Raw genomic sequence first — 13,987 nt, 5'->3', positions numbered from 1 at the left:
GATGTCCCAGAGCCTGATCCTCGTGCTGCTCGGCGGCGCGGTGTTGCGCGTCACCGTCCTTTCGACGACGTACATGAATTACGTCAAACCGGGATTCCGCCCTTTCCTGATCGCGGCGGGCGCCGTCGTGCTCGTGCTCGGCGTCATCGGCCTGGTTCAGGAGTGGCGCAAGCCCCACGTCACGGAGACAGGCCCGGGCCAGAGGGACGAAGACACCGGGTCGGGCTCCGCGCACGCGGCCGCGGGAGACCACGGGCACCATCACGGGCATGACCATTCCCGGGTGTCGCGGGTGGCCTGGCTGCTGTGCCTGCCGGTGTTCGCCATCTTCCTGATCGCGCCTCCCCCGCTGGGCGCCTTCGCCGCCCGCTCGGAGGAGACCCCGCCTCCGCCGCCCTCCCTTTCCGCCGACGCGTACGTCCCGCTGGCCGCGGACAGGGCCACGTCGATGGCGCTGGGCGAGTTCATCGGCCGGGCATGGGGCGACTCCAGGCATTCGCTCGCGGGGAAGAAGGTCACGCTGACCGGCTTCGTGGTGCGCTCCAGCAAGAAGGACCGGTGGTATGTCACGCGCATGCAGATGAGCTGCTGCGCCGCCGACGCCATCGCTCTGAAGGTCGCCGTCCTCGACGCCGAGCGCCCTCCGGACGACACCTGGGTCGAGGTCACGGGCACCTGGATCGCCCCGAAGTCCGACAAGATCCCGAACGGCACGGTCGCACCCGAACTGGCCGCGACCGACGTCGCCGAGATCCCTCAGCCGTTCGAACCGTACGAGTGACCCGGCGGGCCGTACCTGCCGGCCGCCCTCGTGGTGCGGCGATGAGATCTAGTGAGGACCCGGCGGCGGCTGTGGGTGCGTGCCCGGGCGCCGGATCGGCAGGTGGTAGGTCTCGCCGCGCCCGATGTAGTGGACGAGGTGAGAGAGCCTGGCCCGGTTGACCTGCTGCTGGAAGTCGTCGATGCCGGAACTGAAGGCCTCGTAGTCGTCGTAGTGGACCGGGAGCACGGACGCCGGCTTGATCAGCTGGATCCAGTCGGCTCCCTGCCAGCCGTCCATGGTGACGAGCAGGCCGACGATTTTGGTCCCGCCGAGGTGGACGATGCCCGCGTCGATGTCGGGGAAGCGCTGCGGGATCTCCGACAGGCACGGGTCCATGATCGTGTCTCCGCTAATGTGCAGGCGCAGGTCCATCTCGCCCTGCCTGGCGAAATCCAGCATGCTGCCCATGCAGGGCGGCATCAACATCTGCGCCAGCCCCGGCGCGTGGCGTGCGGGCATGGCGGTGATCGTGAGCGTGCGGTCCCCGCGCTGGATCCGGTGCTCGTCCCAGGTCTCCAGGCCGAGCGCGTTGCGGAAGCCCTGCCGCTTGAGCCGCCCGGCGGCGTGGTGGGTCGTGACGATCGGCACGTTCTTGTCCAGGCCGCGCCGCGCGACCCGATCCCAGTGATCGCCGTGCATGTGGGACAGGACGACCACATCGAGCGGCGGAAGCTCATAGACGTCCATCGCGGGCTCGGTACGGCGCTTCGTGGTGATCCCCCAGCCGAGATGGGCCCGCTGGCCGCGGTGGAGGAAGTTCGGGTCGGTCAGCACCGTGAACCCGTTGCAGCGAATGATCGTGGTCGCGTTGCCGATGAAGAAGACGCTCGCATCCATTTGATCGCTCATGTCTTCCTCCCCTCTCGCACTTTCAGGCTACGCATATGGGCATGAATCACCCGTGCGTGGGGGTGGTATCGCCCCGGCCGCCGGCCAGAAGCCGAAGGACTCCAGGTGGATGCGGCGGCTCAGTCCCCGAGCCCGGCGAGCCGCGTGAGCTCGCCCGTGTGAGCCTTCGCCATGGCGGCGGCGAAGGCCTTGGTGTCCGTGTCCGCCCCCGACCCCTGCTCGCCCTGCGCCACGAGCACCGACTGCTTCAGATAGTCACGCGTGTGATCGGCGAACAGCCGGTCGAACGCGGGGCCCTCGGCCTCGGTGATGACCTTGAGCTCGTCCGTGGTGACCATGCCCGGGATGTTGTGCCCTTCGTGCACGTTGACGTACGGCACGCCTGATCGGTCCAGCAGGCCGTGCAGTCGCCGGAGCTCCGCGTGGTGATCGGCGCTGAGGGATTCGGCCAGGCGGGTGATCCGCGGGTCGGCGGTCTTGTCCGGCGCCAGATCCAGCAACCGTATGGCCTGCTCCGTCATCGGGATCATCAGCTGCAGCCAGGCGACGTCCGTCGCGTTGAAAGAGCCGGACGGCGTGGTGGCGGGGGTGGAGACCGCGCTCGTTCCTCCTGAAGGGTGATGGTGGTGGCTCGCGACCGACTGGGCCGGTCCGGCGGCGACGCATCGAGCGACCAGTAACGCGGTGATCACCGCGAGGAGAGGCGCCCCGATGGTGACCGCTCTCATTCCCATCCCTCCCGCTCGGGCCGCTCAGATCTCAGACCCGCGGATCTCAGATCTCGGAGAGGCGGAGCCCACCCGGATGGACCCCGCCTCAGGGTAAACGGAAGGCGTAAAGCTGCCCAGGAGAATCTGTAAACCTTCTTGTCCACCTATATGAGGATGTGCCCGGTCTCCGTCTGGGCGAGAGAGAGGTTCACCCGCCGACCGGCAGAGTCGCTAGGGGGCCTCGGATGAGGCGACGCGGTGCTTGGCCACCTGCGCCTCGTGGATCGCGGCCGCCTGGTCCGGCTCGGGTCCCGACCCGCGGAACCGTTCCAGATGCGCGTCGGACTCCCACTGCTCGTACACATTGATCCGTCCCGGCTCGACCGGATCCGCCGCCAGCACGAAATCGAGGCACCCGGGGGCCGTCCGCGCCTGTTCGATGACGCTCAGACAGCCCGCCAAGTACGCATGGCGGGCCTCGGGATCCACGTAGAGCTTCCCGGACACGATGATCAAGGCGACCTCCAGCGGTCTGACGGCGACGACACCGACACCGTACGTCGCCGTACCGACGCTTTCCGGCGGGACCGCGCGAGACCGCGAGACCGCTGAACCGCTGAACCGCGAGACCGCCGGACCGCGGCGAGCCGTACCCGGGAAGACCGATCGCGTCGGCCTTCCCGGGCCACGGGCACACGGGCCGGGGGCCGCGGCGGTCAGTGCTTGAACAGCGAGACCTTGGCCATGGTGGCCTTCTCCACCACGGCCACCCGAGGGCTGGCGTTGATGATCCTCAGGCGCAGCTGGTTGTCGGCATCCAGGGCGAACTGGCCGCCGACACTGACCTCGATGCGCCCGTCCGGGCCGGCATGACAGGTGAGCCGCCACGCGTCGTCGAGGAACTTCTTTCCCGCCCGGTCGTACCGGGCCCACGACACGTCCAGTTCGTCGCCCGGCTGCAGACCACTGATCCTCACCAGGGCGTCGCAGAGGCACCAGCGCTCTCCGGACGCGAGCACCGCCACGCCACCATCACCATGGGCCTTGGGGTCGTCCACATACTCGGTCCCCCACCGCACCACGATCTCGCCGTTCGCGGCGACCTGCTGGTCCGCGCCGGCTCCCAGCGAAACCACCTCGGGCACGTCGTCCTCCACGCTGTAGTCGGGATTCCAGAAGCCGGCGATCACCGGAGCGGCGCGCACGCGCCGCTTGCAGGCGTCCCCGGTGTTGGCCTCGATCGTCTGGACGCGGCCGTCGCCCAGGTTGCGCTCGACGACGCCGACGTGATCGACCCCGCCGATGGCGTCCCGCCCCTCCCAGTCGAAGAACACGATCGCGCCGGGCTTCGCGTGCGCCTTCACGTTCGCCGTGGTCCCCACGAACCAGCGGCCGAGTTTCTGGCCGTCCTGCGCATGCCAGACCGTGTAGGCGCGGTCCCCTTGGGGCAGGACGGCCGCGGCGTTGCCGCTCTTCCTCGCCCAGTACGTCACCGCCTGGTCGCACCAGGACGCCTTCAGGAACTCGTCGCCGTGCCGGGTCGCGTAGTCGCGGGTGATGTAGTTCGGCCGGCCCACCAGGCCGAGGGACGCGCGGGCGGCCGCCAGCATGCTCTGCACGCTCATACGTCACCGTCCACGTGGCCCTCGCCTTCATAGACGCCGGTCACGGGGTTGAGCACGTAACCGAGATCGCGGAGGACCTGCTCCTCGTCCTCCTCGGTCGGCCCCCAGTCATGGATGTCCACCTCGGCGGCCACGAGATCGGCCTCGGATGGTTCGGGTTCGGACATCGGTCCCTCCGGTTGCAGATCTTCGTATTAGATCCTGCAACGTTCGGATTGATCCGTTAGCAACCAATTCGGTCTCGGTTCAGAGATATGTGGGGAATTACGGACCGCCAGATCCACGCCCGACGGGAGCAGCCCTCCGGCCCCTACGTGCGGACCGGCACCGCGCGGACCCACTCGCGGTCGTCGTCCAGGAATTCGGCGATCGTCAGGTCCGCGCCGTTCAGCGCCGTCTCGAGGAACGCGTCGTCGAGCCGCCTGCTCAGGAAGGTGTGCGTCCAGGTCCGGTCGCCGATCGTGTACTCCATCGTGGACAGGAGCAGGTCGGGTCCCTGCCTGCTGACCTCCGTCATACGGAGGAGGCGGCCGTCCGGCGCATGCCGTTCGAACGGCTGGACGGTGTCGTACCACTCGGGCGGCTTGCGCTGCAGGATCACGCACCCGTCGGCCGTGACGTGCCGTCGGCAGGTTTCCAGGAAGGCCCGGCGAAGATCGTCGTCAGCCGTCTCGATCACGAAGGACATGAGCAGGACGACGTCGAACGTCCGGTCGAGGGACAGGGACTGGATGGGCGAACAGACCGTCTCGGCACTCTTGATGTGCGCGAGCATCTCGGGCGACTCGTCGACGGCGACCACGTCGTGTCCGAAGGCGACGAGACTGTGCGTGATCCGGCCGGCGCCCGCGCCGAGTTCCAGGATGGACGCCTCCTCCGGTACGGCCGCGTGGATGAGCTCCGGCTCACCGTTGGGCACGAGCGTCGCGTAGTAGTCGACCGCGCAGCCGTCCGGCGTGATCGGTCCTGGTCCGGTGCCGTGATAGAGCGGTGGAGTGGTCATATGCGCCATCCTGCATCGCGGACGCCCCTCCTGGGAGGCGCTGTGGCGTGCCGCGTCAGACCACGTGTTCGGCCTCACCTAATGACGGCGGTCACCCGTCCGCCGAGGCCGATCCGGCTCTCCTCGGCGCCGGAGAACTGAACCAGCCTGGTCAGCGCCTCCTGGCTCGCCTCGGGGCCGTCATCGACGAACGCGCGACTCTGGGCGAATCTCCGCAGTGGCTCGTGGTAGTAGTACCGGTCCAGGTCACCGGACTCCAGCAGGTGCAGGTCCACGAGGGACTCCAGCAACATGTCGGTGTCTTCGAGCGAAAGGCCCAGCACGGCCGCGGCGGCGCCGAGCGAGACATCCGGCTCGTCCGCCACGGACAGCAGCCGGAACGCCCGCGCCTGCTCAGGTGACAACTGCTCCATCAGCGACATGTACGGCCGCTCGATGGCCCCGCACTCCGACGGGAGCACCGGCGAGCCGGGGGCGGGCCTGCTGAGCCGCCGCTTCGCCTCGGCGATGCTCCAGCCCGGCCGTGAGGCGACCCGCGCGCCGACGGCCTGCAGCACCTGCGGCAGGCCGGCGCTGCGCTGGACCAGATCACGAATGTCCGCAAGCTCCGGGCGCACCCGGTCGGCGCCGATGAGCCGCTCCAGCAACGCGATCGAGTCGTCCTCGCGCAGCCCGACCAGCTTCAGCCAATGGACGTGGGCCAGGCCGTACAACCTCTGCCGCGCGGTGATCACGACCGCTGACCCGCCGGAGCCGGGCAGCAGGTGCCGCACCTGCTCGGGGTCGCGGGCGTCGTCCAGCACGACGAGCAGCCGGCGTCCGGTGGTCAGGGTCCGCCACAACGCCATTCGCTCGCTGAACGATTCCGGCAGGCCCGCGTCCAGCACGCCGATGCCGCGCAACAGCTCGGCCAGCGGTTCGCCTGCCGTACCGAGGTCGACGAAGAGCTGGCCGTCGGGGAAGTTCGCGGCGACCGCGTGCCCGAGGTGTACGGCGAGAGTGGTCTTGCCGACGCCGGCGAGCCCCTCGACACCGACCACCGGCACGCTCGCGTGGGACGGGGTCAGCGCGCCGGCCATGAGAGACCGCTCCTCGTCGCGGCCGGCGAAGTCCGGCAGGTCGGGAGGCAGCTGGGTGGGGCCGGGCGACGCGATGGCGGCGGTGGGCGCCGGTGCGGCGGGGGCGAGCAGCGCAGGGTCGGACGCGAGGATCCGCCGTTGCATCTCCCGCAGGTCCGGGCCCGGGTCCAGGCCCAGTTCGTCGGCGAGGAGCCGCTGCACCTGCCCGAACACCGCCAGCGCGTCGGCCTGCCGGCCGGATCGGTAGAGCGCCAGCATCAGCAGCTCGCGCGGCCGTTCCCGCAGCGGCTGCTCGGCGATCACCTCCGCGAGCTCGGCGGCCGCTTCGGCATGCCGTCCCGACTCCACGTCGGCCGCCGCCAGGTCCTCGATCGCCGTGAGCCGCAGTTGCCCGAGCCGTACGCGCTCGAACTCGGCGTAGTCCCCGTTGACGCCGGCGAGTGGGGTGCCGTGCCACAGAGCGAGCGCGCCGCGCAGGGCGGTCGCCGCCGCGGGCGCGTCACCCGCACGGCGGGCCTCCCTGGCGGCGCCGAGCAACCGCTGGAACTCGGTGAGGTCGAGGTGCTCGGTCCGCAGCACGTAGCCGCCGCCGACCGACTCGATCACCGCTGCCGGGTGGCCGGGGTCGAGCGCGCGCCGCAGTCGCGACACGTACGAGCGGACCACGCCGACCGCCGCGCGCGGCGCGGCTCCGCCCCAGATCGCGGCGATCAGCTGGTCGGGCGAGGCGGGCAGGCCGGCCTGCAACAGGAGGATCGCGAGGATCGCCCGCTGTTGCGGGGAGCCCAGCTCGATCTCGTCGTCACCGCGCCAGGCGCGCACCGGACCGAGCACCTCGAAGCGCAGCCGCTCGCCCACCAAGGACTCCCTCCGGAACCGACCGCATGCTCAGATCGGGCAACGGCCGAGGTCCGGCGGGTATTCCAGATCAGCCCGCACCGAGGAGGTCGGCGAACGGCGTCGGTTCGAACGGGTCGCGGGCGACCGGCGCGTCCCGTCGATGGATCTCTCCGGCGAGCTGGGCCGCCGCCCGGTCGATCCGGTGCGCCAGAAGATCCGGTACGGCCGCGCCTCCCCAGTCCTCCGGCGCCGCGAACACCGACGTCGGCATGACCACGCCCCGCAGGTAGGTGAACAACGGCCGGATCGTGTTCTCCAGCACCAGCGAGTGCCGCGCGGTGCCGCCGGTCGCGCCGATCAGCACCGGCTTGTCCGCCAGCGCGTCGTCGTCCAGCAGATCGAGGACGTCGAAGAACGTCTTGAACAACCCGCTGTAGGAGGCGGTGAACGTCGGCGTCACCGCGATCAGCCCGTCGGCCCCGATCACCGTCTCGAGCGCGCCCTTGAGGTCCGCGGCCGGGTAGCCGCTGATCAGGTTGTCGACCAGGTCGTGCGCGTGGTCGCGGACCTCGATCACGCGCACCTCCACCTCGTCGCCCAGCTCACGCACCTCGCGCTCGGCGGCGGCCGACAACCGGTCGGCGAGGAGCCGGCTCGACGACGGGCTGCCGAGCCCGGCGGACACCACGGCGATGGTGCGCCTCATCGGGCCTGTGCCGCCTTCAGCGACTCGTGCGTCGGCGGGTCGGGGATGTGGGCCGGTCGCAGCGCCCCGAACTCCTTGCGGAGCACGGGGACCACTTCCTCACCGAGGAAGTCGATCTGCTCCAGGACCGCCTGGTGCGGCAGGCCCATGCCGTCCACGTTGAACAGCTGGCGCTGGTAGTCGCCGAAATGCTCCCGGAACTGGAGCGTCCGGTCGATGATCTCCTGTGGACTGCCGACGGCAAGCGGCGTCTGCTCCATGGTCTCCTCCAGCGACGGCCCGTGGCCGTACACCGGGGAGTTGTCGAAGAACGGCCGGAACTCGGCGATCGCATCCTGTGACCTGCGCCGCATGTACACCTGCCCGCCGAGCCCCACGATCGCCTGGTCGGCCGGCCCGTGCCCGTAGAACTCGAACCTGGTGCGGTACAGGTCGATCATCCGCCGGGTGTGCTCCTTCGGCCAGAAGATGTTGTTGTGGAAGAACCCGTCGCCGTAGTAGGCGGCCTGCTCGGCGATCTCCGGGCTGCGGATCGAGCCGTGCCAGACGAACGGCGGCACGCCGTCGAGCGGGCGCGGAGTCGAGGTGAACGACTGCAGTGGCGTGCGGAACCTGCCCTGCCAGTCGACCACGTCCTCGCGCCACAGCCGGCGCAGCAGCGCGTAGTTCTCCACTGCGAGTGAGATCCCGTCGCGGATGTCCTTGCCGAACCACGGATACACCGGGCCGGTGTTGCCCCGGCCCATCATCAGGTCGACCCGTCCCTCCGCCAGGTGCTGGAGTGTCGCGTAGTCCTCGGCGATCTTCACCGGGTCGTTCGTGGTGATCAGCGTCGTCGAGGTGGACAGCAGGATCCTGCTGGTCCGCGCCACGATGTAGCCGAGGACCGTGGTGGGTGAGGACGTCACGAACGGCGGATTGTGGTGCTCGCCCATCGCGAAGACGTCGAGGCCCACCTCCTCCGCCTTCAGCGCCGTCTCGATCATCCGCGTGATGCGCTCATGTTCGCTCGGCGCGCGCCCGGTCGCGGGATCGGGCGCGACGTCGCCGACGGTGAAGATGCCGAAGTGCATGACGTCATGAAAGCGCCGCGGCATTGACACCTTCTGCACGTCCGCATCACGTGCCGTTCATGCCTGCCGCGCCGCAGGTCGGAGTGCGGCCTCCCGCGAGCCGGGTGTGGTCAACCGGTGGGCACCGGGGCGTCCGGCGCGATCAGCTTCTCCTCGCGCAGCGCCGCCCAGAACTCCGCCGGGACCTTCTCGCCGAGTGCGGCGACGTCCTCGGCGACACGGCTCGGCCGTGAGGCGCCGGGTATGGCCGCCGCTGTGACGGGGTTCGCCAGGGAGAACTGCAGAGCCGCCGCCTTGATGCTGATGCCGTACTGCTCGGCGAGGGACTTGAGGCGCTCCACCTTCGCGACGATGTCGGCAGGCGCCTTCTGGTACTCGAAATGCGTCCCGCCCGCGAGGATTCCCGAGCTGTACGGCCCGCCCACGACGATGTCGACGCCCTGCTTGGCCGCCGCGGGGAACAGCCGCTGCAGAGCGCGCTCGTGGTCGAGGAGGGTGTAGCGGCCGGCCAGCAGGAAGGCGTCCGGCTTCGGCTCGTCGAGCTCCAGGGTCAGCTCGCACGGCTCGACCCGGTTGACGCCCAGGCCCCAGCCCTTGATGACGCCTTCGTCGCGCAACTTCTGCAGGACGCGGAAGGCCCCGGTGCGGGCCAGGTCGAAGGCGGCCAGCCACTCGTCTCCCCAGAAGTCCGGGGAGACGTCGTGGACCCACACGATGTCGAGGCGGTCGGTGTTCAGGCGTTCGAGACTGTCGGCGATCGATCGACGGGCGCCGTCCGCGCTGTAGTCGTAGACGATCTTGTTCGGGCGGCCGTGCTCGAACAGCCTGCCCTTCTCCCCGAGGTCACGGGCCGACGGATCCTCGGTCTCGTCGAGGATGAGCCTGCCGACCTTGGTGCTCAGGACGTACTCGTCGCGAGGATGCGCGGCCAGAATCTCGCCGAGCCGGATCTCCGCCAGGCCCGCACCGTAGAAGGGGGCCGTGTCGAAGTAGCGGGTGCCCCTGTCCCAGGCGGCCTCGACGGTGGCCGCGGCCTCGTCGTCCGGGATGGCGCGGTACATGTTGCCCAGCGGCGCGGTGCCGAAGCCCAAAGGGCCGGGCAGGAAGGACCTGATGCCCATGGTGGTGAACCTTTCCGCACGTTAAGAAGCTTGATGCTCCCTTCCACGTTCCATCCGGCTACCTGTCCGAGCACGGACCACTGATTCAAACTTTGGGCCCACTTGGGCTCTTCTAGTCGCTCGATCTACGCCCGGCGGCGACGGCGCCGCCACGCGCGTCAGCCGAACCTGCCCGCCACGTAGTCGGCGGTGCGCTCGTCCTGCGGACTGCCGAAGAGGGCCGGGGTGGGACCATGCTCGACGATGCCGCCCGGAGTGCCCTGCTCCGCCAGGAAGAAGGCGCACTGCTGGGAAACCCGGGCCGCCTGCTGCATGTTGTGCGTGACGATCACGACCGTGACCTCGCTCGCCAACTCCAGGATGGTCTCCTCCACCCGGCGGGTGGAGGTGGGGTCGAGGGCGGAGCAGGGCTCGTCCATCAGCAGGACGCGCGGGCGCACGGCGAGAGCGCGGGCGATGCACAGGCGCTGCTGCTGGCCGCCGGAGAGCGCGCCGCCGGGTTGGCGGAGCCGGTCGCGGACCTCTTTCCAGAGCCCGGCGCGGTTCAGGCACTCCTCGACCAGGTCGTCCTTGGTACGGCGGGAGACGCGCACGCCGGTGAACTGCAGCCCGGCGACGACGTTGTCATAGATGCTCATCGTCGGGAACGGGTTGGGCTTCTGGAAGACCATGCCGATCTGCCGGCGGGCGTCGGTGAGGCGGCGGCCCGTGCCGTAGATGTCCTCGCCGTCGAGCAGGACCTCACCCGCCAGCGTGGCCGCGGGAATGAGTTCGTGCATGCGGTTGAGAGTGCGCAGGAAGGTCGACTTTCCGCAACCGGAGGGACCGATCAGCGCGGTGACCTCCCCGGCCGGCATGGCCAGCGTGACCCGGTCGAGCACCTTGTGGCTCCCGAACCACGCGGAGACGGCGCGGGCGTCCAGGCCGGCCGGCGGGAGGGCGCCCGGCCGGGCGGCGACGGCGGGCTGCTTGACGGTGTCCTTGAGCGGCTCTGCGGCGGCGGGGACTCCGATGTCGCTCACGGTGGGCACGCCGATGTCGGTCACGGTGGGGACGCCGATGTCGGTCACGGCTGGAGCGGCGATGTCGGTCACGCGGGCACCTCGATGCGGTACGGAGAAGGTGGTCACAGCAGGTTGGGCAGCAATCGGATGACATGGCCGGCGACCTCGAGGCCGAGGAGGGCGACCATCGGCGCGAAGACGATCCAGGTCTGTTGACGGCCCCAGCGCTTCCAGGCCCACACGGCGGCGATCGAGGCGGCCGCGAGCGCCTGGAGCCACATGACCAGCTGCCACAGGTTGCCGGCGTCGCCCTCCATCGGCTGTTCGGCGTCGGGAAGCGAGCCGGACTTGATGGTGGGGCTCGGGGTCTCGGCGGTGGCCGACACCAGGTCCGCGTCGACCCGCAGGATTCCCTCAGGGACGTAGGGCGCGCCTGTCGCGGTGACCAGGACCAGGCGGCTCTTGCCCGCTGCCGGCGGGCCCGGGGCCGGATCCCCCGCGCGGCGCACGTCCAGGACACGGAACTGGGCCTTGCCCTGCCCGGTGGTGACGGTGAAGGTGTCGCCCGCGGTCAGCTTGCCGAGGTCGCCGAACGGACCGCCGTACGCGGCGGCTCGGCCCATCAGCACGCTGGTGCCGGCCTGTCCGGGCAGCGGGGTGTCGCGGCGGTGGCCGGGGCCGTCGGCGAGTACGGCGGAGCCGGTCCCTTCCAACACCACCTGGCGAACCTGGAGGGCGGGGATGTCGAGCAGCGCCACGGGAGTCCCGAGGGCGAGCAGCCTGCCCTGCTGGTCGGTCTGGGCGACGGGTGCGACGCCCTCGGCGAGGGAGCCGCGGAACGCGTCGAACGCCGCTTGCTGCGCGGCGCGCTGCTGCAGACCGCTGAGCAGCAGAAGTTGGATCGTCAGGCCGAGCAGCAGCGCGGCGAGGGTGAGCAGCGCGCCGCGCGCGATGTGGCGACCGGCGGGCATCCGCAGCACCAGCGTGTGCGGCGACGCGGCGGCCGGGGCCGGTGTGCGGGGCAGGGTGTCTTCGGCGACCGTCACGGCGGCCGGCCTCCTTAGCGGCGGTGCTCGGGGATGGTGCCGGGGAGGCCTGGCGGCCTCCCCGGCGGTGATGCGTCAGACGGTGACGCGTCAGAAACCGGTGATGGTGAAGTTGCCGCCGGTCTTGACGTTCACGTTCGAGGAACCCAGGTAGTACGCGTGCAGCACGTGCTTGCCCTTCTTGAGGAAGGGCAGGCTGACGACGACCTTGCCGCTCTTCAGCGTGCCGGTGGCGATGATCTTCTTGCCCTCGTAGATCCGCACCGTGCCGCTGGGCACCGTGCCGGTGGCGGTGACGGTGACGGTGACCTTGACGTGGACGTTGGTCTTCGTCCTGGACGGCGCCTTGGCCGTCACGGTGGCGAGGGCCTTGGACACGGTCTTCTTGACCGTGGCGCTGGAGGAGTTGAGCTTGCTGTCACCGGCGTAGGAGACGGTGAAGGTGTGGGCGCCGACCTTGAGGGTCTTCGAGAGCGCGACCGTCGCCTTGCCCTTGACGAGGGTGGCGCTGCCGAGGGTGCTCGTGCCCTCCTTGAGGGTCACCTTGCCGGTGGGGACGATCGAGTTGGCACCGGTCACCGTCACGCTGACGTGGCCGGCCTGACCGTAGTAGCTCGTGGGCGCGGTGGCGGTCACCTTGCTGGCGACCTTCGGAACGGCGGGGACGGTGCCGGTCCAGCTGACGGGGGCGCTGACGCCACCGAGGTTGTCGGCGTACACGCGGGCGCTGTACTTGCCGGCGGCGAGGCCGGTGAAGGTGTAGGACCTGGTCGTGGCCGAGAAGTCCTTGTTGGCCACCACGGCGCCGGTGGGACCGGTCAGCACCACGCGGTAGTCGGTGACCGGAAGTCCGGGGTTGACCTTCGGGGCGGCCCAGGTCAGCTTGGCGCTGCCTGCGCCGGTGACGGTGGTGAGCGTGGGGGCGCCGGGCACCGCGTTGGTGGAGCCGTCCTCCAGGCCACCGAGCTTGGCGTGGTTGCTCGCGTTGATCGAGCCGTTGTACGGCTCGTTCAGGAAGCCGTAGTCAGCGATGATCTTCTGGTTGGCGGTGGAGGCCAGCGCCGCCTTGTGGGTGCCGTTGGTGACGAAGATGTCGTACAGCGACTGCTTGTAGAAGATGCTGGTGGTGTCGATGGCCCGGGTCGGGACGACGTTGAAGACGTCGCGGCCGAAGGTGGCGTCGTTGTAGTAGCTCGTGTTGCCGGCGACCTTGCCGCTCACGGTGCTGACCGGGGCGAGGTAGGTCGTGGCGGCGTCCGACGTCTTGATGCTGGCCAGGTAGGCGCCGGCCGCGACCGCCTTCTTGCTGTGGTCGGGCGAGACGCCGTTGTTCTGGGCGATCCAGCTGGCGACCGAGAACGGCACCAGGGCGCCGTCAGCGATGACGTCGCCGGTGAGAAGGTCGTTGGCCTGGTTCTCCTGGACCGTGTCGATGCCCGACTTGATGGTGGTCTCGGTGAGGCCGATCGCGTTCAGGAAGAACGAACGGGTGCCCGAGCCCGCCTGCGGCAGGTACGGGTGCACCGTCAGGCCGTTGACCACCGTCAGAGCGCCGGAGTAGATCTCGTGCAGCTGCTGGGCGGTCAGCTGCTTCAGTGCCGCGCCCTTCACCGCCAGACCGACCGCGTCACGGGCGTACGGAATGTAGGTGAGGGTGCCACCCGTGACCGACGGAGCACCGGAGGACCGGGCGAAGTCCACCTGGCCGGGGATCTTGACACCGTTGCCGTCGGGGAACGTGGTGAGGCCGGTGAGGGAGGCGCTCAGCGCCGCACGGCCCTTGCCGGAACCGTTGGGGCGGGTGAAGAACGGGCCGCCCTTGCGGGTCTGGATGACGGAGGTGGTGGAGCCGGTGGTGCCGGGCGCGATCGCGTCGTACGAGGCGATGCCGGTCCCTGTCGGGGACAGCGACTTCGCGAGGGCGTTCATCACGTCCTGGGTGGTGTCGGAGCCTACGCCGACCAACGCGGCGAAGGTGCCCGTCGCCGGGTCGGCGTAGGCCGGGCCGGTGAGAGTCAGTCCGCTGACCGCGACGGCCGCCGCGAGGGTCGCGGCTGCTGCGGTCATGGTGCGCTTGCTGCGCATGAGGGTCTCCTGCTCAAAGGGGT

The 13,987-nt window shown here is 69.9% G+C and carries 14 protein-coding genes; 1 reads left to right on the top strand and 13 read right to left on the bottom strand.

All coding sequences use genetic code 11. The features are described from left to right. Position 1: 1 nt before the first annotated feature. Positions 2-781, top strand: a complete 780-nt coding sequence (locus Psi02_RS04825) for a TIGR03943 family putative permease subunit (protein ID WP_203972195.1) — start codon at positions 2-4, stop codon at positions 779-781. Between the two features lie 48 nt (positions 782-829). On the opposite strand, the gene Psi02_RS04820 is transcribed toward Psi02_RS04825, so the two are convergent. The 13 genes from Psi02_RS04820 to Psi02_RS04760 all read right to left on the bottom strand — a co-directional run bounded on the left by Psi02_RS04820 (position 830) and on the right by Psi02_RS04760 (position 13,964). After that, positions 830-1,672 carry an MBL fold metallo-hydrolase gene (locus Psi02_RS04820; RefSeq protein ID WP_239094607.1) on the bottom strand — a complete coding sequence of 281 codons (843 nt, stop codon included), beginning with the start codon at positions 1,670-1,672 and terminating at the stop codon, positions 830-832. Between the two features lie 119 nt (positions 1,673-1,791). Continuing rightward, positions 1,792-2,400: a DUF305 domain-containing protein gene (locus tag Psi02_RS04815; protein ID WP_203972194.1), complete on the bottom strand. Its 609-nt coding sequence runs from the start codon at positions 2,398-2,400 to the stop codon at positions 1,792-1,794. Between the two features lie 213 nt (positions 2,401-2,613). After that, a complete protein-coding gene (locus Psi02_RS04810) occupies positions 2,614-2,889 on the bottom strand; it encodes a putative quinol monooxygenase (protein WP_239094626.1) in 276 nt (91 codons plus the stop codon). Between the two features lie 209 nt (positions 2,890-3,098). After that, positions 3,099-4,007 carry a CHAP domain-containing protein gene (locus Psi02_RS04805; RefSeq protein ID WP_203972192.1) on the bottom strand — a complete coding sequence of 303 codons (909 nt, stop codon included), beginning with the start codon at positions 4,005-4,007 and terminating at the stop codon, positions 3,099-3,101. Further along, positions 4,004-4,174 carry a hypothetical protein gene (locus Psi02_RS04800; RefSeq protein WP_203972191.1) on the bottom strand — a complete coding sequence of 57 codons (171 nt, stop codon included), beginning with the start codon at positions 4,172-4,174 and terminating at the stop codon, positions 4,004-4,006. Before Psi02_RS04800 ends, Psi02_RS04805 begins: the two co-directional genes overlap by 4 nt. Positions 4,175-4,317: 143 nt before the next feature. Further along, entirely contained in the window at positions 4,318-5,010 is a 693-nt protein-coding gene (locus Psi02_RS04795; RefSeq protein WP_203972190.1) for a class I SAM-dependent methyltransferase, read from the bottom strand. A 74-nt stretch (positions 5,011-5,084) separates the two neighbouring features. Further along, complete coding sequence (locus Psi02_RS04790) at positions 5,085-6,947, bottom strand: AfsR/SARP family transcriptional regulator (protein WP_203972189.1); 1,863 nt, start codon at positions 6,945-6,947, stop codon at positions 5,085-5,087. Positions 6,948-7,017: 70 nt separating this feature from the next. Further along, a complete protein-coding gene (locus Psi02_RS04785) occupies positions 7,018-7,635 on the bottom strand; it encodes an FMN reductase (RefSeq protein ID WP_203972188.1) in 618 nt (205 codons plus the stop codon). Then, positions 7,632-8,708, bottom strand: a complete 1,077-nt coding sequence (locus Psi02_RS04780) for an LLM class flavin-dependent oxidoreductase (RefSeq protein WP_203972187.1) — start codon at positions 8,706-8,708, stop codon at positions 7,632-7,634. Before Psi02_RS04780 ends, Psi02_RS04785 begins: the two co-directional genes overlap by 4 nt. 110 nt (positions 8,709-8,818) lie before the next feature. Beyond that, positions 8,819-9,829, bottom strand: a complete 1,011-nt coding sequence (locus Psi02_RS04775) for an aldo/keto reductase (protein WP_203972186.1) — start codon at positions 9,827-9,829, stop codon at positions 8,819-8,821. A 158-nt stretch (positions 9,830-9,987) separates the two neighbouring features. After that, positions 9,988-10,752, bottom strand: coding sequence for a phosphate ABC transporter ATP-binding protein (locus Psi02_RS04770; RefSeq protein WP_239094625.1), 765 nt, complete (start codon positions 10,750-10,752; stop codon positions 9,988-9,990). A 203-nt stretch (positions 10,753-10,955) separates the two neighbouring features. Next, complete coding sequence (locus Psi02_RS04765; RefSeq protein ID WP_203972185.1) at positions 10,956-11,879, bottom strand: sortase; 924 nt, start codon at positions 11,877-11,879, stop codon at positions 10,956-10,958. A 90-nt stretch (positions 11,880-11,969) separates the two neighbouring features. Further along, positions 11,970-13,964 carry an Ig-like domain repeat protein gene (locus Psi02_RS04760; RefSeq protein WP_203972184.1) on the bottom strand — a complete coding sequence of 665 codons (1,995 nt, stop codon included), beginning with the start codon at positions 13,962-13,964 and terminating at the stop codon, positions 11,970-11,972. Positions 13,965-13,987: the final 23 nt, after the last annotated feature.

The organism is Planotetraspora silvatica, assembly GCF_016863315.1.
Classification (GTDB): domain Bacteria; phylum Actinomycetota; class Actinomycetes; order Streptosporangiales; family Streptosporangiaceae; genus Planotetraspora; species Planotetraspora silvatica.
This window is presented reverse-complemented; position numbering and strand designations above follow the sequence as displayed.

Bases quoted from the DNA above. Each gene is read 5' to 3' on its own strand.
- Psi02_RS04825 (WP_203972195.1), top strand. From the start codon at position 2: ATGTCCCAGAGCCTGATCCTCGTGCTGCTCGGCGGCGCGGTGTTGCGC.
- Psi02_RS04820 (WP_239094607.1), bottom strand. From the start codon at position 1,672: ATGAGCGATCAAATGGATGCGAGCGTCTTCTTCATCGGCAACGCGACC.
- Psi02_RS04785 (WP_203972188.1), bottom strand. From the start codon at position 7,635: ATGAGGCGCACCATCGCCGTGGTGTCCGCCGGGCTCGGCAGCCCGTCG.
- Psi02_RS04760 (WP_203972184.1), bottom strand. From the start codon at position 13,964: ATGCGCAGCAAGCGCACCATGACCGCAGCAGCCGCGACCCTCGCGGCG.
- Psi02_RS04780 (WP_203972187.1), bottom strand. From the start codon at position 8,708: ATGCACTTCGGCATCTTCACCGTCGGCGACGTCGCGCCCGATCCCGCG.
- Psi02_RS04800 (WP_203972191.1), bottom strand. From the start codon at position 4,174: ATGTCCGAACCCGAACCATCCGAGGCCGATCTCGTGGCCGCCGAGGTG.
- Psi02_RS04805 (WP_203972192.1), bottom strand. From the start codon at position 4,007: ATGAGCGTGCAGAGCATGCTGGCGGCCGCCCGCGCGTCCCTCGGCCTG.
- Psi02_RS04815 (WP_203972194.1), bottom strand. From the start codon at position 2,400: ATGAGAGCGGTCACCATCGGGGCGCCTCTCCTCGCGGTGATCACCGCG.
- Psi02_RS04795 (WP_203972190.1), bottom strand. From the start codon at position 5,010: ATGACCACTCCACCGCTCTATCACGGCACCGGACCAGGACCGATCACG.
- Psi02_RS04775 (WP_203972186.1), bottom strand. From the start codon at position 9,829: ATGGGCATCAGGTCCTTCCTGCCCGGCCCTTTGGGCTTCGGCACCGCG.